The sequence below is a fragment of the Dyadobacter sp. SRI_021 genome (genome assembly GCF_057586235.1).
On sequence record NZ_JBYCZM010000002.1, the window covers coordinates 34,202 to 56,501 of the forward strand.

19 protein-coding genes are annotated in these 22,300 nt (G+C 52.2%); 13 read left to right on the top strand and 6 right to left on the bottom strand.

Going from position 1 to position 22,300, the window contains the following annotated elements; genetic code table 11:
- Positions 1 to 55 precede the first annotated feature (55 nt).
- Complete coding sequence (locus AC2YIT_RS05570) at positions 56 to 958, bottom strand: helix-turn-helix domain-containing protein (protein WP_487278516.1); 903 nt, start codon at positions 956 to 958, stop codon at positions 56 to 58.
- Between the two features lie 277 nt (positions 959 to 1,235).
- Here AC2YIT_RS05570 and AC2YIT_RS05575 point away from each other — a divergent pair, with 277 nt between their 5' ends.
- The 6 genes from AC2YIT_RS05575 to AC2YIT_RS05600 all read left to right on the top strand — a co-directional run bounded on the left by AC2YIT_RS05575 (position 1,236) and on the right by AC2YIT_RS05600 (position 10,180).
- Positions 1,236 to 3,650, top strand: coding sequence for an ABC transporter permease (locus AC2YIT_RS05575; protein WP_487278517.1), 2,415 nt, complete (start codon positions 1,236 to 1,238; stop codon positions 3,648 to 3,650).
- Between the two features lie 108 nt (positions 3,651 to 3,758).
- On the top strand, positions 3,759 to 4,955 hold the full coding sequence (locus AC2YIT_RS05580) for a cytochrome-c peroxidase (protein WP_430847218.1): 1,197 nt from the start codon (positions 3,759 to 3,761) through the stop codon (positions 4,953 to 4,955).
- A gap of 67 nt (positions 4,956 to 5,022) precedes the next feature.
- Positions 5,023 to 6,003, top strand: a complete 981-nt coding sequence (locus tag AC2YIT_RS05585; RefSeq protein WP_430847220.1) for a ThuA domain-containing protein — start codon at positions 5,023 to 5,025, stop codon at positions 6,001 to 6,003.
- Positions 6,004 to 6,304: 301 nt separating this feature from the next.
- Positions 6,305 to 7,465 carry a tail fiber domain-containing protein gene (locus AC2YIT_RS05590; protein ID WP_430847222.1) on the top strand — a complete coding sequence of 387 codons (1,161 nt, stop codon included), beginning with the start codon at positions 6,305 to 6,307 and terminating at the stop codon, positions 7,463 to 7,465.
- 60 nt (positions 7,466 to 7,525) lie between these two features.
- Entirely contained in the window at positions 7,526 to 8,962 is a 1,437-nt protein-coding gene (locus AC2YIT_RS05595; RefSeq protein WP_487278518.1) for a T9SS type A sorting domain-containing protein, read from the top strand.
- 30 nt (positions 8,963 to 8,992) lie between these two features.
- The gene (locus tag AC2YIT_RS05600; protein WP_487278519.1) at positions 8,993 to 10,180 is read left to right on the top strand and encodes a tail fiber domain-containing protein; all 1,188 of its coding nucleotides are present in this window, start codon (positions 8,993 to 8,995) and stop codon (positions 10,178 to 10,180) included.
- A 64-nt stretch (positions 10,181 to 10,244) separates the two neighbouring features.
- On the opposite strand, the gene AC2YIT_RS05605 is transcribed toward AC2YIT_RS05600, so the two are convergent.
- Together AC2YIT_RS05605 and AC2YIT_RS05610 are read right to left on the bottom strand one after the other, a co-directional pair.
- On the bottom strand, positions 10,245 to 10,427 hold the full coding sequence (locus AC2YIT_RS05605) for a hypothetical protein (RefSeq protein ID WP_487278520.1): 183 nt from the start codon (positions 10,425 to 10,427) through the stop codon (positions 10,245 to 10,247).
- 113 nt (positions 10,428 to 10,540) lie between these two features.
- Positions 10,541 to 10,846 (bottom strand): recombinase family protein, encoded by a 306-nt coding sequence (locus AC2YIT_RS05610; RefSeq protein WP_430847231.1) that lies wholly within the window; start codon positions 10,844 to 10,846, stop codon positions 10,541 to 10,543.
- Positions 10,847 to 11,008: 162 nt separating this feature from the next.
- On the opposite strand from AC2YIT_RS05610, the gene AC2YIT_RS05615 reads away from it, so the two are divergent.
- The 3 genes from AC2YIT_RS05615 (at position 11,009) to AC2YIT_RS05625 (ending at position 15,546) form a co-directional block, all read left to right on the top strand.
- A complete protein-coding gene (locus tag AC2YIT_RS05615; protein ID WP_430847233.1) occupies positions 11,009 to 11,440 on the top strand; it encodes a hypothetical protein in 432 nt (143 codons plus the stop codon).
- A gap of 208 nt (positions 11,441 to 11,648) precedes the next feature.
- Positions 11,649 to 14,051, top strand: a complete 2,403-nt coding sequence (locus tag AC2YIT_RS05620) for an ABC transporter permease (RefSeq protein WP_487278521.1) — start codon at positions 11,649 to 11,651, stop codon at positions 14,049 to 14,051.
- 157 nt (positions 14,052 to 14,208) lie between these two features.
- The gene (locus AC2YIT_RS05625) at positions 14,209 to 15,546 is read left to right on the top strand and encodes a sulfatase-like hydrolase/transferase (RefSeq protein WP_487278522.1); all 1,338 of its coding nucleotides are present in this window, start codon (positions 14,209 to 14,211) and stop codon (positions 15,544 to 15,546) included.
- A gap of 55 nt (positions 15,547 to 15,601) precedes the next feature.
- Here the strand turns inward: AC2YIT_RS05625 and AC2YIT_RS05630 are convergent, their stop codons facing one another.
- The 3 genes from AC2YIT_RS05630 to AC2YIT_RS05640 all read right to left on the bottom strand — a co-directional run bounded on the left by AC2YIT_RS05630 (position 15,602) and on the right by AC2YIT_RS05640 (position 19,112).
- On the bottom strand, positions 15,602 to 16,468 hold the full coding sequence (locus AC2YIT_RS05630) for a phosphoenolpyruvate hydrolase family protein (RefSeq protein ID WP_430847239.1): 867 nt from the start codon (positions 16,466 to 16,468) through the stop codon (positions 15,602 to 15,604).
- Positions 16,469 to 16,511: 43 nt separating this feature from the next.
- Entirely contained in the window at positions 16,512 to 17,741 is a 1,230-nt protein-coding gene (locus AC2YIT_RS05635; RefSeq protein ID WP_487278523.1) for a Tm-1-like ATP-binding domain-containing protein, read from the bottom strand.
- 111 nt (positions 17,742 to 17,852) lie between these two features.
- A complete protein-coding gene (locus AC2YIT_RS05640) occupies positions 17,853 to 19,112 on the bottom strand; it encodes an Hsp70 family protein (protein ID WP_487278524.1) in 1,260 nt (419 codons plus the stop codon).
- Between the two features lie 179 nt (positions 19,113 to 19,291).
- Here AC2YIT_RS05640 and AC2YIT_RS05645 point away from each other — a divergent pair, with 179 nt between their 5' ends.
- The 4 genes from AC2YIT_RS05645 to AC2YIT_RS05660 all read left to right on the top strand — a co-directional run bounded on the left by AC2YIT_RS05645 (position 19,292) and on the right by AC2YIT_RS05660 (position 22,297).
- Positions 19,292 to 19,513 (top strand): tautomerase family protein, encoded by a 222-nt coding sequence (locus tag AC2YIT_RS05645; protein WP_430847245.1) that lies wholly within the window; start codon positions 19,292 to 19,294, stop codon positions 19,511 to 19,513.
- Between the two features lie 13 nt (positions 19,514 to 19,526).
- On the top strand, positions 19,527 to 20,273 hold the full coding sequence (locus AC2YIT_RS05650; protein WP_487278525.1) for an SDR family NAD(P)-dependent oxidoreductase: 747 nt from the start codon (positions 19,527 to 19,529) through the stop codon (positions 20,271 to 20,273).
- Between the two features lie 114 nt (positions 20,274 to 20,387).
- Complete coding sequence (locus AC2YIT_RS05655) at positions 20,388 to 21,887, top strand: sensor histidine kinase (protein WP_487278526.1); 1,500 nt, start codon at positions 20,388 to 20,390, stop codon at positions 21,885 to 21,887.
- Between the two features lie 8 nt (positions 21,888 to 21,895).
- On the top strand, positions 21,896 to 22,297 hold the full coding sequence (locus AC2YIT_RS05660) for a response regulator (protein WP_487278527.1): 402 nt from the start codon (positions 21,896 to 21,898) through the stop codon (positions 22,295 to 22,297).
- Positions 22,298 to 22,300: the final 3 nt, after the last annotated feature.

A 22,300-nucleotide genomic window follows, 5' to 3' on the forward strand; every position in this document is an offset into this window, starting at 1 on the left:
TGCAAGCAAATCCGCAGGTAATATGAATCAAAGCAATGCTTATACAAATCAAATGTCAGTGGCTTTGCCGAAGCTGCTCGCGGAAAAGCAGAGGGGTGGTCCGGGTGTTTTGTTTGAAATACTTGTTGAAATGGGAAGGGTACTCGAAGCCGAGGGTGTAGGCGATCTGGGCGGCGTCCCAGTCGGTGTTCAGCAACAGTGTTTTAGCTTCTTCCACAATGCGCTCGTGGATGATCTCCCGCGTGGTTTTTCCGGTCGATTTTTTGAGCACGTTGTTCAAATAGTTGACATGAATGCTCAACTGGTCGGCGTAGGCTGCCGGGGTGAGCATTCTCAACGGGTTTTCAGGCGAATCGACGGGGAATTGCTGATTGAGCAATCCGAAGAAGCGGGAGATCAGGCGTTCGTTTGGGCTTTCGCTGACGACAGGGCCCTGTAACCGGATGCCTTCCAGGATAAGCATTTGCAGCAGGCTCCTGATCATATCGAACCGGTAGGTGTATGTGCTTGATAACAAGCTATCCATCTCACTGAAAAGGGAACGGAACCGCTCCTGGCCAGCAGTATCCAGCGGAATCACCGCCTGAATGGCAGGATTGAACAACGCGCTCCGGTAACGGATTTCCTGCCGGATGCTGTTCAGTAGAAATGTGTCGTTGAAAAGACAGTAAAATCCGGTCTGCGACTCTGAGATCGCGTGGTAGGACGAGGGGACGCTGGGGTTGGAGAAAATAATGCCAGCGCCTTCAATCGGTGTTTCCTTGTCGGCTGCAAGGTGTACGCCGTCCCCGATGATCATGCATATTTTATAATAGTCGCGTCGGTTGTAGGGCGTCATCCTGTTCAGGCAGGTACGCTGTTTTACATTGAAATGACTCACATTCGTCTGCGAGACCAGCTCCGCGGGCATCGGCTGTTTCGTGCGTTCGTAAAACTGTTGCAGCGTTTCGGTATGCATGGGGATTTGAAGTATTATACAAATCAAATGCAAAGGGCGTCGGTTAAGTTCCCGGTGATTCGCTATAAACAGGAGGCTTCTCCGGAGCCGGATCGGCGGCTAATTCCAACATGATTCGCAGTCGGCCGCCGGCGGTCACATTTGTGCGATAATGGACATTGTAGTCTATATATTGATTTATAATTATCTGAAAATCAATGTATATGTATTTTGGCATTTGTTTTTTGACAGCCGGTTGCGGTACACTCATTGTTTCCGGTAAAACGTCCGTCCAACCATGCTCAGAAACTACATCAAAATCGCCTGGCGCAATCTCTGGAAAAGCAAGACTTTTTCTATTGTCAACATTACAGGGCTGGCCGTCGGTATTGCCGGCGTGTTGCTGATCACGTTCCATATTCGTCATGAACTGAGTTACGAGGAAGGTTTTGATAAGGCCGACCGCATTTACCGGGTGACATATGAAACTACCGGGGAGGACAGCCGGCATTGGGCTGCCACACCGCCTCCGCTGGTTCCGGCATTGCAGCAGGCATTACCGCAGATCGAGGCGGGTGTGAGATTGCACCGGTTATTCCCTTACCAGCTTTTCAGCTACACAAGTCCCGCGGGCGATGTGAAGCGGTTCGAAGAGAAAGGGGGCTTTTTTGCCAACGAAGAAGTAGTCAGCACGTTTGATCTGCCATTTGTTGCCGGCGACCCGGCGTCGGCGTTGAAAGGTGCGAATACCATTGTCCTGAGTGAGGCTATGGCCAAAAAATACTTTGGAAATGCGGACCCGATAGGAAAGACGATCACCGACGACCGGGCAAGGCTTCCGTTGCTGGTCACAGGCATCGTGAAGGAGTTCGGCTTCCCGAGCCATTTCCAGTTCGATTACCTTGTTTCCATGCCTACCATCGAGCGCTACATCGACAAGCAATCGATGGAAAACATTGGTTGGGCGGGATTTTACAATTATGTATTGCTTCGCGAGGGCGCCACGCCCGCGCAGGTGGAAGCCGCATTGCCTGCATTCGCAACCAAATTCTATGCGCCTTCCGGCGATTCCGAGGAGAAGATTCTTACTACGAAACACCTGCATTTACAGCCCATCCGCGACATTCACCTGCATTCGAAGCTCGAAAAGGAAATGTATCCCAATAGTGATATTACTTACATTTACATATTTGCGGTGGCGGCGATTTTTATCTTGCTGGTGGCGACTGTTAATTTTATTAATATTTCTACCGCACTCGCGTTCAACCGCATGAAGGAGATCGGCCTGCGGAAAGTGGTAGGCGGCACACGAGGCCAGCTGCTGCGGCAGTTCCTGGGCGAATCGCTGATGGTTACGCTGCTTTCAACGGTCGTGGCGGTACTGCTGTTCAGGCTCGTTATTCCATATTATACCCATGTAGCGGCCGGCGGTTTTGTCTTCGATAGCATGCTGACAATTCCTAACATGGTCATCGTAGCATTGCTTATAATTGGGATTGCGTTGCTGGCCGGCCTCTATCCGGCCTGGTTTGTAGCGCGTTTCAACCCGGTGGTATCGTTGAAAGGGAAGCGGTTGTCTGGCTCGTCGGTCAATGTGGTCCGGAAAGGGTTGATCGTCTTCCAGTTCACGGTCTCGGTGTTTATGATATTCGGTACGATGATTGTCTACCGTCAAATGCAACTGTTTCACCACCAGGATCTTGGGTTTGATAAGGATCAGGTAGTGGCCGTGACGATGTACGATCAGATGCGCGAGAAATATGGTGTGCTCGCCGATGAAATGTCGAAAAACGCCAATATTGCCAGTTTTTCGATTACCTCTACACTTCCGGGAGAGCGGTTCGGAAATTACGCGGCGTTCCCGCTGCACCGTACCGAGCAGGACCAACTGCCTGAAAATTCGAGAATGCTTTGGTCGGACGAAAGACTGCTCACTACATTGGGCATTCAACTCAAAGAAGGACGGGCTTTCCGTAGTCAGTTTCCAGAAATTAAAAATCATGAATTTATCCTGAATGAGGCCGCTGTAAAAGCATACCGGCTGCAAAGTCCGGTCGGACAGGCATTCATCGCCGAGGGCGATACGGGTACTGTAGTGGGCGTCGTAAAGGATTTCAATTTCGCGTCCCTGCATGCGGGCGTGGAGCCGCTGGTGATCCAGTATAATCCCTACCGCATCAACTACGTGCTGGTAAAAGTGAAAGGCGGTTCGTTGCCGGCCGTGATAGCGTTCCTCGAAAGCCGTGTGCGCACACTGGCGCCTTCCAGTAAATTCACTTATTCTTTCCTGGACGAAAACCTGGACAAGCTTTATGTCACCGAGAACCGCATGAGTCAGGTTTTTACGGGTTTTGCCGCATTGTCGATCTTCATTTCCTGTCTTGGCCTCTTCGGGCTTTCGGCCTATTCCGCCAAACTCCGGGTGAAAGAGGTAGGTGTTCGCAAAGTGCTTGGTGCGTCGGTCGGAAACGTGGCATTCCTGCTGTCTCGGGACTTCCTGCTGCTCGTGCTCATAGCCATCGGGATATCGTTGCCGCTGGCATGGTGGGCAATGGATCGCTGGCTGGGTGCATTTGCCTACCGCATTTCCATCGGCTGGGAAGTGCCGGTGATGGCAGCGCTTGCGGCGTTGCTGCTGGCCATTATCACAATCAGTTTCCAGGCTGTGAAAACTGCCCTGCTGAATCCTGTGAAGAACTTGCGGGCGGATTAAAATTCCGGTTATGACCAGCATCATACTTATTCATGCCGGGTGAATGGTAAATTTCCGTTCCCGCCTGCCTTATATGGGTGGGTTTGAGTTCGGATATTTAAATTTGGAATGGCAGGAGTATCGATTAAAGCGTTCAGGAATTGTATTTTAACCGCAGGTGCCGCCGCTATGCTTTGGGCTTGTGGCCGGGAGGAGGAGACCGCATCGGACAAGGAAGCAGCCCGAGTGGAAACGATCGCGGACCTCGGAGCGTTGCCGGCGACGGCCGCTGACCCTGCGGATAATCCTTCGACACCCGAAAAGGTTGCGCTGGGCAGATTACTGTTCTTCGACCCGGTACTTTCTGGGAACAAGGATGTAGCTTGTGCCACTTGCCATCAGCCCGAATTCAATTACGCCGAGTTTCTCGAAACTTCCATTGGTGTGAACGGCGTCGGTCGCGGACAGAGTCGGCGGTTCGCAGACCCGAACGACATTCCATTTGTCAAAAGAAACTCCCAGAGCGTGCTGAATACGGCATTCAACGGCCTTAAAAATAATGAAGCATATGACCCCGCATCCGCGCCGATGTTTTGGGATATGCGGGCCAAAGGGCTCGAACAGCAGGCATTGGAGCCCATCAAAACATTGGAAGAAATGCGTGGTAACGCCTTCCATGAAAACGGTATCCTCGATGAAGTAGTAACCAGGCTGTCGCGCATTCCCGAATACCGGAGGCTGTTTTCAATGGCGTTTCCAAAGGAGCAGTCGCCCGTCAGTCAGTTGAACCTCGCCCGTGCTATCGCCGCCTACGAGCGCACGCTCGTGGCGACAAACACCCGTTTTGACCAGTACATGCGCGGTGATAGTAATGCATTGTCTACCGGTGAAAAGGAGGGGCTCAATGCATTTCTGGTTACGGGTTGTGCCAAGTGTCATTCCGGACCGATGTTCTCAGATTTTAAATTGCACACCCTGGGCGTGCCCGATACCGACAACCGGAAGGAGAGTGATTCGGGTGCTGATAAAAAATACGCGTTCAGAACTCCGACGCTGCGTAACCTTCGCTTCACCGGGCCGTATATGCACAGCGGGAAGTTCGCGACTCTCGACCAGGTGTTGATGTTTTACGAAGATATCGCCGGCGGCAAGCTGCTCAACCCGAATGTCAAAGAAGGGCAGGTCGATCCGCTGGCAACCCATATGGACGTTAATTTCAAGGATATTTCGAGGATTGTGGAATTTTTGAATACACTCAATGACGACTCTTTCGATAAATCCGTTCCCGAACGTGTTCCGAGCGGTCTGCCGGTAATGGGCCGGTAGGCTGCTTGGTTTGAAACGCGTATTCATTTAACTTGGCTGGTCGCATTATCCCATAACCCGTCTGTTTATGACATTCAATAACAAATTCCTGATTTTTCTGCTTGCATTACTGGGTGCCGGCGCTGCATCGGCTTCGGCATTGGCACAGAAATCGCCGCTGAAAGTGCTCATCGTGGATGGGCAGAACAACCACGAACAGTGGCCGAAGATCACCGCCATGATGAAGTACTATCTCGAAGACAGTAAAAAATTTGCTGTAGATGTCCAGCGCACACGCTATACCTGGCAGGGTGATAAACTCGCGCAGGAGTATCCGGTAAAAAACGGCCCACAGACCGAGGCGTTGAAGCAGCCTAAAATGGATTCTGCTTTTCACCCCAAATTTTCCGATTACGATGTCGTGATCTGCAACTTTGGCTGGAATGCTGCGCCCTGGACAGCGGAGGTACAGAAGGATTTTGAAAAATTCATGAAAAATGGGGGCGGACTGGTGGTCATTCACGCGGCCAATAACTCGTTCCCGCAATGGCCTGCCTACAACCAGATGATCGGCCTCGGCGGCTGGGGCGACCGGACCGAAAAGGACGGCCCGTACGTATACTTTGATCAGAACGGCAAAGAGGTGCGGGATATGCAGCCGGGTAAAGCCGGTTCGCACGGCGCGCAGATGGAATTTAAAATCACTGTTCGTGAGCCTAATCACCCTATTACGAAGGGTATGCCAGCCAACTGGCTGCACAGTCGTGACGAGTTGTACGATCGCCTGCGTGGCCCGGCCGAAAACATGCAGATCCTGGCCACGGCATTTTCCCCTAAAACCAACAACGGTACCGACCGCAATGAGCCCATGCTGATCGCCCTCCGCTACGGTAAGGGCCGCATTTTTCATATGGCACTGGGTCACGCCGACTATTCCGTGGAGTGCGTTGGCTTTATCACCTGCCTGCAACGCGGCAGCCAATGGGCGGCGACCGGTAAAGTCGACATTCCCATTCCATCCGATTTTCCGACTGAGACAGAAACGAAGCAGCGCAAGTTTGTGCAGTGACTCAACAGGATAAATAATGCCGAAGCGCCGAGGAACGTCGTTCCGCGGCGCTTTTTGTGTAAATAATTATTAAACGGTCGCGGGAGATTCTGTTGGTAGCGTTTCTGTCGGAAAATCAACGAGTTACAAACTCTAAGTGTTTCTTCGGCAAACGGCTGATTCGAGGCGTCAGATAATGCTGTCGGGTTGTAGATGTATTCTACAAGTAGATTGCGATATTATTTAGAAGTATTTCATATTCATAGTTGTATTTTTGGAATTAGTTGTATTTTTTATAACAACACCTAATCCATCTTTAACTATGAATGCAAATTTTACATTAAAGTCATTTGAAAAAACACCGGCGAGGTCGTTCCTGCGGCGGCCGGTCCTGAATGCATTGCTCTGCTCTGTACTTGCACCTGTGGGTGTGTATGCGCAAAAGACGGACACACTCCTGGTGGGGCGGGATGCTGCACAAAACAAAAACATGGTCGTCTTTCAGGACGGGACGTTTCTGCTGGGTGGTATCTATGACGGGGACGTGTCAGGCACTGCAATCCCTGCCGAAGGGGCTGGTACGCGCATGATGTGGTATCCGGCCAAGGGCGCTTTCCGCGCTGGATCGGTGACCGGCACGCAGTGGGATGCCGCCAATGTCGGAGACTTTTCCGTCGCAATCGGCAGCAATGTACGGGCATCAGCGAGCAATGCAACTGCTTTTGGCATCGGAACGACAGCCGCACAACAATCGTCTTTCGCGGTAGGCGAGAACAATGTTGCGAGCGGAGCTGCTTCTGTTGCGATGGGTTATCACGCACATACCAATGCAAGGCAGGGAAGTTTTGTTTTCGGGGACAGATCTTCAGTAGATACGATCCGGGCCGGGGTGAATCACTCTGCCAGCTGGCGGGTGAGCGGCGGCTTCCGGATATTTACCTCGTCCAACCTCACCACAGGTATGACATTTCAGAGCGGAGCTTCGGTGAGTAACTGGGGACAATCCAACGCAGTCATTTCTACATCGACGGGTGCCTATTTGTCAACCTCCGGCGTATGGACGAACGTATCGGACGTGAACAAAAAACATCGCTTCGAAGAGATTTCGTACGACGACGTTTTGGAAAAACTGCGGAAGCTTCCTATAACCAGATGGAGCTACAAAGCAGATGCGGCAAACACCAAACACATAGGCCCGATGGCGCAGGATTTTTACGCGGCTTTCGGACTGGGTAATGACAATCGCAGCATTGGTACCGTGGACGCCGACGGTGTAGCATTGGCAGGTATCAAAGCATTGGAAGAGCGTACCCGCAACCTCGCAGCTGAACTGGAAAGCCTTAAGGCAGATAACGCAGCGCTTCGCCAGCAGATGAAAGACAACGGCGGCAATTCGTGGATGGGTCTTGCAGGTCTCGGCTTGCTGGCCGTAGGGCTGGCAGGCGGCTTATTAATGGCACGCCGGCGCATAATTGCGGGCTGAAAGCAGTTTCCGCATATTTTGTCCTATTCAATTCCCTGTTTTTAATCAAATCTATTTCAAATGAAAGCTATATATATTCTGGCGGCCCTTGCCGGGCTCGGTGGTAGTGCCGTCGCGCAGGGCTTGTCCAGTGCCGGCGGGACGGTTACCGTCAAAGGCGGTATTTTGCAGGTCAAAGGCGATTTGCAAGTGACCGGAGGTTCTTTTTCCAATAATGGCAACCTTTTTGTTTCCGGTAACCTGGTCAATAACCAGGCAATGACCGAGGCGGATACCGGCTCATTGACGCTGGATGGTGCCGCTTTGCAAACCCTGAGCGGTACCCAGCCCTATTTCACACGCCTGTTGAATATCGACAATTCGGCGGGTATTGTATTGGAGAATAATATCAAAGTAGGCGGCAGGGTTACGCTCTCCAACGGGGCCGTGGATGCTACCAGCGACCTGGGTGCGCTCGTTGTCGGGGATACCGCATCGGTGGTGGGCGTATCCGATACGAGGCACGTGAATGGCTACGTGGTAAAAAACGGGACAGGCAGTTTCGTGTACCCGGTTGGGGACGGTGTCAGATACCAGCCGATTACGGTAGAGCTTACCGATAACAGCGCAGGGATGAGCGTCCGTTACTTCGCTGCCGACGCAGGCACCGGCACATTCACTACCACCGGTGCGTCTTCCATAGCCCTCGAAGCTTACAACAACGAAGAATACTGGGACCTTGCGCCAAGAGGCACCGCAACGGGCAAGGTCATTGTTACTTATGACGACTATAAAAATCCGTCCATTACGGTTTCCGAAAACCCGAATGTATTCAGTGTTGCCCACCTTACGGGAGGTAACTGGCTCAACGAAGGGCATAATGTAACCGGGACGCTGACGGCGGGCTTTGTAACGAGCGAGGTGATATCGTCATGGAGCCCGTTCACGCTCGGCGCCGTGCCGGAAGCAGGGCTGCCCGTTACGTTGATCAGTTTCAATGCAAAGGCGGTTGAAGGCAATGCATTGGTGGATTGGCAAACGACCAGCGAAGAGAATGCCTCCCATTTTGAAGTAGAACGAAGCCTCGATGCCAGAACCTTTCAGAAGATCGGCACGGTGGCAGCGGCGGGTAACAGCAATGCCTTGCAGCGGTACAGTTTTACGGACCGCTCGTTCGGCAGCCAGCTGCAAACAGTGTACTACCGTCTCCGTTCGGTTGATCTGGATGGCACTTTCAGCTTGTCGAGGGCTGTGTCACTGCAACCGCGCGGCGTGGGCCAGTACGCGGGCGTATACCCGAACCCGGCGCGCAAGGCGAGCGTAGTGACGATTTCATCCGGCGTTCCGGTCAATGAGATCAGCCTTTGGGATATGCTGGGACGGCAGGTGCCCGTGCGTAAATCATCCCTCTCCGACGGCAGCGTACAGGTGAACCTGAATGGCGTCGCTTCGGGAATGTACCTTTTTAAACTCACTACCAGTCAGGGTGTTGTAAATCACAAACTGGTCGTCGAATAAACTTTCTTCCTCCCTTATTATCCATCAGATATGAAACGTATTCTTATAACTTCTCTTTTTGTTGCAGCTTCTCTTTACGCCAATGCCCAGGTCGGCATTGGTACCACAACGCCCCGGGCCGGATTGGACGTGGCCGATAGTAGCGTTGTTTTCGCCGCTTCCGGCGATGTTTCAGGAGCCAAACCCACACCCGTTGAGGGCGAAGGGCGCCGGATGATGTGGTATGTTGATAAGGCTGCGTTTCGCGTAGGTCACGTAGGCTCTTTCGGGAGTACCTATTGGAACAGGACCAACATTGGGAATTATTCGTTTGCGGCCGGCCAGAATACCCGTGCTTCCGGTGATCATTCTTTCTCCGTAGGTCTGGCGACTACTGCATCCGGCGACGAATCGGTGGCGCTGGGGAATAACGGGACGGCATCGGCAGACAGGTCACTGGCATTCAACGGCACAACAACCGGTGTTGGGGCCGTCGCGATCGGAAGCGGCGCGCAGGCAACTGCTGACGACGCCCTGGCTATGGGACCTTCGTCGATCGCCGGTGGGCTGGCTTCGATTGTAATCGGGCCGTCTATTGCCAGAGGTGCGTTCGGGGTCGCGATCGGGTTGCAGAACAGTGCCAGCGCTAACTTTGCAATGGCGCTGGGTAAAAACGCGCGAGCGAAAAATCAGGGGGCTGTCGTGATCAGCGATGCAAGCGCAGGGTTTTCCTCCGACAGTGCTTACAGCACGGCCAATAACCAATTGACAATGCGTTTTGCAGGCGGGGCACGTGTATTCACTAATCAGGGTATGACGAGCGGAGTCGAAATTTCAGCAGGCGGAGGATCGTGGAGTGCGGTCAGCGACAGGCGCAAAAAAGAGAATTTCGAAGTGTTGAATACCGAAAATATCCTCAGTAAAGTGGCGCAGCTGCCGCTTACCAGCTGGAACTACAAAAGTCAGCCCGCCACTACCCGGCATATCGGGCCGATGGCCCAGGACTTCTACGCCGCGTTCGGCCTGGACGGTATTGGAAATGACACCACGATCAACTCCTCCGACATCGATGGCGTGAATATGGCTGCCATCCAGGCGCTGGAAAAACGTACCCGGCAATTGCAGGAAGAAAATGACCTACTGAAAGCAAAACTGGAAGCCGTGGACGCCAAAATGGCTTCCATTGAAAAGCTCATTATGGGCACGCCGCGGAAAGAGGAAGTATCGGCTTCCAGATAATCCCGGCCTTTCAAAACAGCTCTCTAATGTACCGGCTGGCTCTTTTGGTTGACCGGATAACTTCTTAACTCATTGCTAAGCTGCCGTGCCCGAAGCCATTGAGCCGGACACGCGCCGCAATATCGTCTTTGCCTTCGTGTACACCCGCTACCACAATCGGTAGCTGGTGTTGCGGGGCGGACATCACGCCTTCGGAGCCCTCGTTCGCGACATATACAATCGCGTAGGGCATGACTACATGGAACATGAAATTCCGGCTCTTGCAGTGGGTACAGCCAGAGCGGTAAGCGGACTGAAATGCTGGTCCGGGGAAACGGTCGTAAAAGTATACATCGCCGGAAAACCGATTGGATTATCGCCCTAGCGCGAGGTTGCCGCGCAGTGAAGTGTTGTGTCGCGCAGCGTATCGAAATCCTCGTCTATGGACACAAAATGGGCACATTTGCAGCCAACTTGCACCAATACATGCAGAAAGTCTGTTTCCGTTCCAGCATGGCTGCTATGGCACAGGATCAGCACATCGCCTTCGTTCAATCCTTTGATTGCTTCCAACAGGCCGGATCGGGTGCCGGCTTTTGTTTCTTTGATGATTTGATGGCACCCCGCCATCTGAAGTTTTTCTAAAAAAGTATCTTCCGCTCCGTGCGGCAAATAGCCTATAAACATTCCCTGGTCTAATGATGAGGTGCTAAAAGTAGGGGATAGCGGAGGTGGAGCCGACCGTTACTGATTAGAAAAAAATTAAAACCTTTGATCCTATTAAAATATTGCTAATATTTCTGAGAGCGTTTATGCGCTCCGGAATACTCCTCTAACAGCACCCATAATATGAATTTGAATGAAATCCGGGCCGAACTGGTCGCGAAAACCCAGCGTAAAATCCAGGAAATGAAGGCCAGAAACATTATCCTGCCTCAACGGAGAGCAGATATGTGCGAGCTTTGTGACCAACTTTCGCAGGAAATTTATGACTTCGCCGTCAAAACCACTTTACAAATCGCGGACCGGCACCATTTCCGCGGACGGGCGGCCAACCTGCTTGACGAACTTCACGAAGATATTTACCTGCTCACTAACGGGGCGCTGGACATTCTGGTAGCGGCCTCGGCGACGCAGGGTCCAGGCACAGGGAATTCCCAAAGTCCGCAAAATATGGTCCGAAAGCAGCGGACAGTCCGTATTACCCCCAGATTTTTCCAGGTATTTTACGCCTGGATCAAAGCATTACGCGGGTATAAACAACCCGCGGCTTTCTGCTAATCGCTTTGTCCCGGGACAGGTACGCCCTGTCCGACAAAAAGAGGGCAATCTTGTTGTTCGGTAAAATGCGACACCATCGTCCGATTTCGGACAGGGTGTTTTAGGTAAGTGTTTGATTTATAATGCGGTATTGAAATGGCATGCATTTGTTGGTATCTAACAAAACCGACATCCTTCCCCGTTTTACCCGGGCCTAAATACCGACAACATGTTCAAAAATTACCTGAAAATCGCCTTCCGGAACCTGACGAAGCACAAGGCTTTCAGTTTCATCAATATTTCCGGCGTTTCACTGGGACTGACCTGCTTTTTGCTGCTCGCTTTGTATGTGAAAGATGAGCTGAGCTACGATCGCTTCCATGAACATGCAGATCGTATTTACCGGCTGAACCGCACTTTTCTGGCCAATGACGGTACGGAATCGCTGCGGCTTGGGCATGCGGCGCCGCCTTTCGGCCCCCTTGTGAAGCAGGATTTCCCGCAGGTAGAGCAGGTCGTCCGGCTGCTGGAAACCGGGGCACTGGTGAAATACGGCGACAAACGGTTTTCGGAGGACCAGATGTTTGCTGCCGAGGCGAATATCTTCAAGGTATTTACTTTTAAAATAGACCACGGAAATCCGGATAAAGCGCTCGAAAACCCTTTTTCGATCATGTTTTCCAAACCCATGGCCGAAAAATACTTCGGGAACGAAGATCCTGTCGGAAAGGTAGTGCGGCTGGACAACCAGTTCGATTACACGGTAACGGGTGTTTTTGAGCCACTTCCCTCACAATCGCATTTTCATCCTAATTTCCTGGTCTCGTTCTCGACTCTGAACGACAATCGTGTCTACGGTGCCGAGGGGCTTCGTACCAATTGGGCCAACAATTCTTTCTCGACATTCCTGCTTCTGCCGAAGTATTACGACGCGCAGAAGCTGACAGCCGCATTTCCCGCATTTCAGAATAAGCACATCGATCCCAAGGCTTCGAAATACTCGGTGCTGACGCTGACGAAGCTCACCGACATTCACCTGCGTTCTCACCTGGATTCCGAAATCGAGGCGAATGGGGATATTCAATATGTGTACCTGTTCTCGGCGATCGCGATTTTTATTTTGCTGATCGCCTGCATCAATTATATGAACCTGGCAACTGCCAAATCGGCGACGCGTGCGAAAGAAGTGGGCATGCGCAAAGTAATTGGCGCGGTACGCACGCAGTTGATGAACCAGTTTTTGAGCGAATCGGTGATTCTGGTTGTAATTTCGGTCGTGATTGCCTTTGTGGCCATGGTATTGTGCCTGCCCTTGTTTAATAATTTTACCCAGAAACAGCTTTCCGTTTATGCCTTGCTGGACCCGACTTTCCTGGCAATCCTGCTGGGCATCACGATCTTCACCGGACTGGTAGCAGGCAGTTATCCGGCATTTTTCATGACCGGTTTTCAGCCTATCGCGGTATTGAAAGGCAAGATTGCGTCGGCTCTTAAAAACGGAAAACTGCGGCAGACGCTCGTGGTGGCTCAATTTGCGATCGCCGCCACGCTGATCATCAGCACGACAGTTGTATACAACCAAATGCAGTTTATTCAGAATTACAAACTGGGTTATGCCAAAGACCAGGTGATCACGTTCAGCATGCCCGATGACTCGACGATCGATGTCGAGGCGATCCGCCAGCGGTTTAAGGAATATGCGGGAGTTCGGGAGGTGGGGCGTTCGTCACGGATTCCATCGGGCCGGCTGCTCGATTCGTGGGATGCATATGTGATGAAAGGCGATTCGATGGCGCCTACGCAAATCAGTATTAAGTCGCTTTCGGTCGACGAGGACTTCATTCCCGCTTACCAGATCCAAATGGCCGCAGGCAGGAATTTCTCCCGTCTATATCCGACCGACCGGACGAACGGCTTTATACTCAATGCTACCGCAGCCCGTTTGCTGGGCTGGAAAAACCCGGAGGAAGCCATTGGTAACCGCTTTGGTTATGGTGAGATGCGGGGACAGATCATCGGTGTCACGACCGATTACCATTTTGAATCACTGCATCAAAAAGTAGCGCCCATCGTGATGTTCTACCAACCGGGCCATCTAGGACGCGTATCCGTGCAGGCGGCAGGCAAGGATATTCAGGGTGCGCTTGCACACCTCGGTTCGGTTTGGAAGAACCGTTTCCCGGACGTTCCGTTTCAATACGAATTCCTCGATCAGCGCTTCGGCAAACTTTACGCACGTGAGCAAACCCAGCAGCTGCTGTTTGGTATATTTGCAGGTATTGCCATTCTCATTTCCTGCATGGGCTTGCTGGGGCTTTCGATGTTTATGGCTGAGCTTCGGACGAAGGAAATCGGCGTCAGAAAAGTGCTGGGCGCTTCGGTACCAAGTATTGTGGGACTGCTTTCGAAGGATTTTCTCAAACCGGTTGTTGTTGCCATTCTCATTGCGTCGCCCATTGCCTGGTATGGCATGAAAAACTGGTTGCAGGATTTTGCCTACCATACCGATATCAGGTGGTGGGTATTCCTTCTTGCAGGGGCGTTGTCCATTGCTATTGCATTGTTTACTGTCAGCTTCCAAAGCATCCGTGCTGCGTTGATGAACCCGGTCAGGAGTTTGAGGAGCGAGTAAGATCTTCAATTCGATCTGTCCTAATTCTATGGATTTGGTATATTAGCAAACTTTGATTCCCCCCGGAATGGTTTTGCAGGTAGTTCGGGGGTGTTTAGCAGCCATATGCCATCTTATGAGACCAAACGGACTAGTCAGATCAATAGTTTATATTGTATTGATATTCAGTTTTCTGCCGGCAAATGCCCAGCAAAAGAGAGCACAATCCCCGCCGAACATCATCGTGATCCTGACCGACGACATGGGTTATGGCGATATCGGTGTTTATGGCGGGCGTTTTATTCCCACGCCTCATCTTGACCGGCTCGCAGCCAGCGGCCTTAAACTTACCCAGTATTACAGCGGCGCGCCGATCTGTTCGCCTTCCCGGGCGAGTATTCTCACTGGCATGCATCCTGCGAAATGGAACTTTACAACTTTTCTGGATACCAAAAAGCATAATAAAGACGCCGAACAGATCGACTACCTGACCCCGGAAGCGCCTTCGATGGCGCGTTTTTTCAAGGACGCAGGCTATGCTACCGGACATTTCGGCAAGTGGCATATGGGGGGCGGAAGAGACGTGACCAATGCGCCCCGCTTCGCACAATATGGTTTCGACGAGCATGCGAGCACTTATGAAAGCCCCGAACCCGACCTTGCACTTACCGCGACGAACTGGATATGGTCTGAAAAGGACAGTATAAAAAGGTGGGACCGGACCCAATACTTCGTGGACAAAACGTTGGATTTTATGAGGCGGCACAAAGGCCAGCCGTGCTTCATCAATCTCTGGCCAGACGATGTGCATACGCCCTGGGTCCCAAAGGTAGAAACCGAATATACCGGCAAATTTCCAATGAACCCGCAGGAGGAAGCTGCATTTAAAGGGGTACTTCAAGAATATGATGTGCAAATCGGGCGGCTGCTCGATGGCCTGAAAGATCTGGGACTCGCTGAGAATACGATCATTATCTTCACCAGCGACAATGGTGCATTGCCCACTTTCGGTGGCACCCGAAGCGGAGGCTTCCGGGGATCAAAGCTATCGCTGTACGAAGGCGGCATTCGAATGCCTTTCATTGTCAGCTGGCCAGGTCATGTTCCCGCCAACAAGACCGACAACCGCTCGGAACTGCATGCTACGGACCTTTTGCCTACATTATCTAAACTCGCAGGCATAAAAATTCCCGAAAATTATCACGGCGACGGAATCGACCGGTCGGGGATCTTGCTGGGCAAACCTTCGCTCAGAAAACGGGAAATGTTCTGGGAATACGGGCGAAATGACATTGCCTATAATTACCCCAAAGGCAACGACCGCAGTCCTCGCCTCGCGGTGCGGTCGGGCGAATGGAAGTTACTTATGGATGCCGATGGTAGCAAAACGGAACTTTACAACATTGTGAGGGACCCTGCCGAAACGACCAATCTTCAGGCAACGGAAATGAAAATCACGAAACAACTAAGCGGGAAGCTGGTTGCCTGGTGGCAATCGCTTCCGAAGCTCAAATAACTTCTTCCGGCCGCCAATTGCTTGATTTGTTCATGCAACCGGCGGCCGACCGTCACTAAGAATTCCCTAACGTCAACCGCTTAAAGTCGCGCGTAAGGTCGGTAAGCGACTGCTCTACGCCCATGCGTTCGAGCGAGGATGCGCCTACGAACCCGTGGATGTCACTTTTGGAGAGTACTTCCCGGACATCGGCAGGGGTATTGACCGGCCCGCCATGGGCGAGTACGAATACATTGGGATTAACCTCCCGTGCGGCATCGCCGATAAGCTGGGTGCGTTCAATGGCCTCGTCCATGCTGCAAGTGGCATCTACTACGCCAATAGAACCTCCCACGGTGGTGCCGACATGGGCAATAATGGCATCCGCGCCTACTTCGGCCATCTGGCGTGCCTCTTCAGGCGTGGCCACGTACACGATCGAGAAAAGATCCATCATCGTTGCCAGCCTGATCATCTCGACCTCTTTGGCAAAACCCATCCCGGTTTCTTCCAGTACCTGCCTGAAATGCCCGTCCACAATGCTATGGGTAGGGAAGTTGTTGACGCCCGAAAAGCCCATTTCCTTCACTTTCAGCAAATGATGCCACATCCGGCGACGGGGGTCGGAGCCATGAACGCCGCAGATCACTGGTATTTCCTCCACCACAGGCAATACCTCAAACTCACCGATTTCCATCGCTACCGCATTGGCATCGCCGTAGGCCATCAGGCCGGCCGTAGAGCCGTGCCCGGCCATCCGAAAACGTCCTGAGTTATATATGATAATGAGGTCTGCTCCGCCTTTTTCGATGAATTTGGCACTTATACCCGTGCCGGCACCGGCCGCAATGATGGCTTTGCCCTGATCTATCGTCGCTTGCAGGCGATCTCTTACTTCCTGTTTCGTATAAGGGTTTCCCTTACCTGTCCATGGGTTAGGCATATTGTTTCGGTTTGATTATTAGATGATTAGACTGATTAATGTTTTACTGTTTCTTTTGCATTAAACCCAGCAACGTTTCCACCAGCAAATGTGCAAATGCCGGGTCATTGATGTGCATATCCGCATCTTTTACGGATACATTACCGGATATATTGGCCCTGATTGCGGTAAACAGTGCCTCGTCCGCTGCCGGGTTATGAAAAATTCCTCCTTCGGCGGCAATCTGCGAGATGCCTTTCAGCGGAAGCACAATCGCTGCCGGAGCCGACGACCGGCTTACCTTGCGCGCGAGGCGCTCGCCCAGGATCGCGTTCTCGCGCTCGTCTGTACGCATGAGCGTTACGTCGGGCGCCCAGCTGTACAGGTGCCTGTCCGCGAATGCGTGCGGGATGGTATCGAGGTGCGCAAAATTGACCATATCCATACAGCCGGGGACTACCACTTGCGGAATGCTCATTTCTGCCGCGGCGGTCAGCCTTTCCGGGCCGGCGCTGCAAATGCCGCCGCAAAGTTCGTCGGCCAGTTCGGTGGTGGTAATGTCGAGCACGGCGTCGAAACAGCCTTCGCGGATAAGCGATTCCATGGTTTTACCACCTACACCGGTTGCGTGGAAGGCCAGTACTTCATATCCGGCCCCGGTAAGGAGCTCGGTGCATTTGTCGACGCACGCCGTCGTATTCCCGAACATGCTGATGGCGATGCTCCGCGCTTTTGTATGCTGCCCCGCGGTATCGACATTGGCCATAGCGGAAACGGCCGCAGCGGCCTGTGCTACCAACTGTCTTAAAATATGGTTCATACCGGCCACGTCCACCACGGAGGGGATCAGCATAATGTCCTTGTCGCCGATCTGTCGGGAGAGGTCTTTCGTCGCCAATGTGGTAAGGCAAACCTTCGGTATACCGAAAGGAATGCCCTGCATGGCAGAAAGTGCGATGTAGGTGCCGCCCCCGCCGCCCATTCCGACGACGGCTTTGATTTTTCCTTCATGATAAAGCTGAGAAACCAGCCTGGAAGCGCCCCGCCCCATGATGTCGATCGCTTTGCCCCTGTCGCGGTCACGGCGAAGGTCGGTGATATCGTAACCTGCCGTAGCGGCAACGGCATCGGCTTCGAAATCGACAGGGAATGCACTGGTAGTGCCAAAAACGCCCGTGTTTATGGTTATCACCGTTTCACCCTGTGCGGCAATGCATTCCCGCAGGTAGGAAAACACATCGCCCTTGGTGTCGAAACAGCCGAGTATTAAGATGCTTCTATCTGAAATTGACATAATGCAAGTATAACCAGATATCGGTATCCGAAGCAAACACTGACCGTAAAGAGATTGAAGTGGTCGGGGCAGCGGCGTGAGGCGGATGACCGGCAGTGCGCCGGCATTTGTTCAGGAAAACCGGCTTCGGGCATCGTAGGCAAGCCCCAATCCTACGCTGGAAAGCTTGTTTTCTTCCGACCATTCGGCGGCAGGAAACAGCTCGCGGAAGCGCTCCTGGATCAGCGGGATCTCGGTAGAACCGCCGGTCATGATTACCAGACTGATCGCGTCAGGCGCTATCGCCGCACTTTGCAGGCATTGTTTGGCCGCGTCGACGATGCGCTGCGTCTTGGTGCCTATCGCTTCGTTAAACACTTCGCGTTCGACATTGATGTGCAGATTTTCGTCGATAAAGGGAAGAGAGGCCACGTACGCGCTACTTTGCGTGAGGCCAATCTTGATATTTTCGGTTTCAGCAAGTACCGCGTGACCGCTTTCCTGTTCCAGGACGTTAATCAGCCGTCCGTATTTTTCAGGCGAATGGGTCTCACGGAGCAGCTGCTTCGCCTGGAAGATCGTACGGTTGGTATAAAGGAAGTTGACCTTACTCCATTCCGAAAGATCGAAATAGTGATAAGAGGGCACTTCGAGGTTTTTGGCACCGTAAGTCGTGCGGAAACCTAGCTCGGGCATCATGCGGGCGAGGCTGAGATCCTTGTCGAAGTCGTTCCCGCCGAGGCGCACGCCGGTATTCGCAAGAATATCGCCGCTGCGGTCGTGTTTCCGGGCATTGTCTTTTGAAAGGCGGATAATGGTAAAATCGGAAGTGCCGCCGCCGAGATCGACCACCATGGCCAGTTTCTCACCTGTCACCTGCGCCTCGTGCGCAAAGGCGGCGGCAATGGGTTCAAACTGAAAGCCGACGTGTTCGAAGCCCAGGCTTTTGGCGATCGCTTTCAACTCGCTTTCTGCCCGTTCGTCGGCGGCGGGGTCATTGTCGACGAAATGCACCGGGCGGCCCATTACTACGTGTTTCAGTTTGGTACCGCAATCGGCCTCCGCCTTTTTCTTCATCTGGTCGAGGAAGGCTGCGACGATCTGGTCGAACTTCATCAGTTCGCCATTGACCATCGTGCCCTGGCGCATAGCCGGTGTTCCGAGCACGCGTTTCAGACTTCGCATTAACCTGCCCGGATGACGCCCCAGGAAGCGTTCCATCGCCGCCCGTCCGAAGAATGCCTCATTATCTTTCCGCGCAAAAAACATCGCGCTGGGGATTGTTTTATGGTCGTTTTCTACCGGAATCAGGAAAACGTCGTCTTGGTTTGCTATTGCGAGACTGGAATTGGAAGTGCCGAAATCGATGCCGCAGAAAACAGGAGTTGCCATTGTTTTGGAAAATTGGGGGCGCAATTTCTCATTAATTGCCCGGCTATGCAAATCGCGAAAGGAATACTTGTGATGTATGTCACGTAATGGTCTGCCGTGAACAGGGTTCCTTTGTATTGTCAAAACACAGTAATGGATTGACGGCGAATACATTAATAATCCTTTTAAATGCAGTAATCATGCCATATGTAAAAATTGAGGTAACCCGCGAAGGCGTTACCCGGCAACAAAAGCAGGAGCTCATCGCCGGCGTAACACAAGTAATTACCGATGTGCTCGACAAGGATCCCCATCTCACTCATGTAGTGATCCAGGAAGTGGAACCGGATGATTGGGGGTATGCCGGGGAGCAGGTTTCCGTGCTCCGCGAAAAAGGGATCACCGCTCAAAGAAAACAGTAACAGACCTTACATCATGAAAACACAAACCATCATCGTAACCGGTGCTTCCACCGGCATCGGCAGGGCAATAGCAAGCCTGTTTCTCGAACAAGGGCATAACGTGGTTATCAATTCGGCCAACGGGGATAATCTCATAGCGACGTATAAAGAGCTGGGTAATCACGACCGCCTGGTTATGGTGGCAGGAGACATCAGTCAGCGTGCAACAGGCCAATTGCTGGTTGATACGGCCGTAAGCAAGTTCGGCAGTGTGGATGTGCTCGTCAATAATGCCGGCGTATTCGAGCCGCGCAGCTTCCTCGAAGTCGACGAAGCCCATCTCGACTATTTCCTGGGCATCAACCTGAAAGGTACCTATTTTACCAGCCAGGCAGCCATCCGGCAAATGCTGCAGCAGGGCGAAGGTTCGATCATTAACATCGGTACCGTGCTGGTAGACCACGCGATCGGCGGCTTCCCTGCGACGGCGCCTATTTCTAGCAAGGGAGGCATTCACGCATTGACGCGGCAGCTCGCAGCCGAGTTTGGCAGAAATAACATACGTGTCAATGCGATCGCCCCGGGTATTATCCGCAGCCCGCTTCAAGCGAAAACCGGCGTCAGCGATGCCGACAGTCTTGCGGGCCTGCACCTTGTGGACCGCATCGGTGAAACGGAAGACGTTGCGCAGCTTGCATTGTACCTGGCGGGCAGCAACTTTATCACCGGTGAGGTGATCAACCTCGACGGCGGCCACGTGGCCGGTCACCATATTGGTTAAAACCATGGATGTGAATGTCATTCAGGCGTGCTGGCTCAGCTCCGGCACGCCTGATTTTTTTTGGCACGGAATTTGCTGCATTCGTTCCCGACTTGATTTATACCTTACCCATCCATGCATTTGAGCAGTAACCTGATTTTTCGCAACATCGCAGAAGGTTTTTTTTTGCTGGACGAAACAGGCAGGATAACGACTTGCAATGCGGCTGCGAGCGCTATTACAGGCTATGACGAAGCTGAAATAGAAGGAAAACCGTTCAACGTTATCGGCGACGACCAGAGTGATCCAATCCAGTACCGCTCCGAACTGGACGAGGCGTTGGAAAAGAAAAAATGTGTAACCGAAGGCTGGAAGTTGAGAAAAGATGGCACCAGGTATTGGGCAGAAATTTCTTATTCCCCGGTTTTCGATGATTCGGAGGTTCTTCTGGGTTACTGTGTACTACTGCGCGACATCACGGAGCAAAAGAAAAAGCAATTCGATCTGCTCGAAAGCGAGGAACGCTACCGGTTGATGGTGGAGCAAGTGGCCGATTACGGAATATTTATGCTCGATACGGATGGCCGCATTGTCAGCTGGAACGAAGGCGCCAGGCGTATTAAGGGTTACAGCGCGGAAGATATAATCGGGAAGTATTTCGCTATTTTTTATCCCGAAGAGGACATTCTCAATGGAAAGCCTGGTTGGGAATTGAAAGTTGCCGTCGCGACCGGTAAATATGAAGAGGAAGGGTGGCGTTTACGGAAAGACGGCTCTCGTTTCTGGGCGAATGTGGTCATTACGGCAGTGTATGATGCCGAAGGCCGGCTGAGTGGCTTTTCAAAGGTGACGCGCGACCTTACCGAACGCAAAATGAGTGAGCAGGCACTACAGGAGAGTTCAGACAGGTACAGGCAGCTCGCACAGGAGCTTTCGGTGGCTAACAGCGAATTGTCTTCTGCAAACCGAGAGCTGGAGCAGTTCACAGCTATTGTTTCGCATGATTTGAAGGAGCCCGTACGAACTGTGAGAAGTTTTTTATACCTGATGAACCAGCATGTCGACCAGCAAAAGTTCGATCTTCTGAAATCGAGTATTGGAAAGGGGATTCTGGCCGCGCAACGTATGCACGAGCTCATTGACAATCTGCTGCATTACTCCCAGATCAGTAAAATAGGGCTTCAACGCCAAAAGCTGAACGTGGAAGAGGTGATCGGCGAAGCGATCCAGAACTTGAACGACGCCGTTGAGCAGTCGGGCGCATCTATACGTGTGCAGAGCGAGGTGCCGTCCATTTACGGAGATCGTTTGCAACTGGTGCAGCTTTTTCAGAATCTACTGGCTAATGCGCTCAAATTCACGAATGGCAAGAAGCCGGAGGTGGAAGTGAAATCCTGGATGGAAGATGGCAGCGTACGATTCGTTGTGGAAGACAATGGCATTGGCATTTCACCCGAAAACCTGGAAAAAATCTTCGAAATTTTCAGAAGACTGCATTTTGCCAGTCAGTACCCGGGAAACGGCGTGGGCCTGGCGGTTTGTAAGAAGGTGGTCGAACGGCACCGTGGTAGAATATGGGCAGAATCGACACAGGGAAAAGGTGCCAGTTTTCATATTATGTTACCCAAGATCTAAGCCCGCGCATGAGAACATTCAAACTGGCCATTGTTGAAAATGATGAAGATGAGCGTTTCTTTATGTGCGAGGCATTCAGGGCTTCCGGAGAATTCGAAATCCTCGGGGAGTTCGGGAATGGCGATCAACTTACGGAGTGGCTTCACAGTTCACCGCGGGAGTTGCCGGAGCTGATATTGTCGGACTTGAATATGCCGGGCAAAAACGGTTACGACATTATAGATGAGCTGAAAACGACCTACCCGGACATCGCTGTATTTGCGACCTCCACGTCATCGGTCGTGTCCACACGTGAAAAGTGTATCCGGGCGGGAGCGAGGGATTTCATTGCCAAACCTGAGATTTTCATCGCCTACGACGCTTTTGTCGCCGAACTTTATCAGCTCGCCTGCCGGTACCTGGGCGGCTGAGGA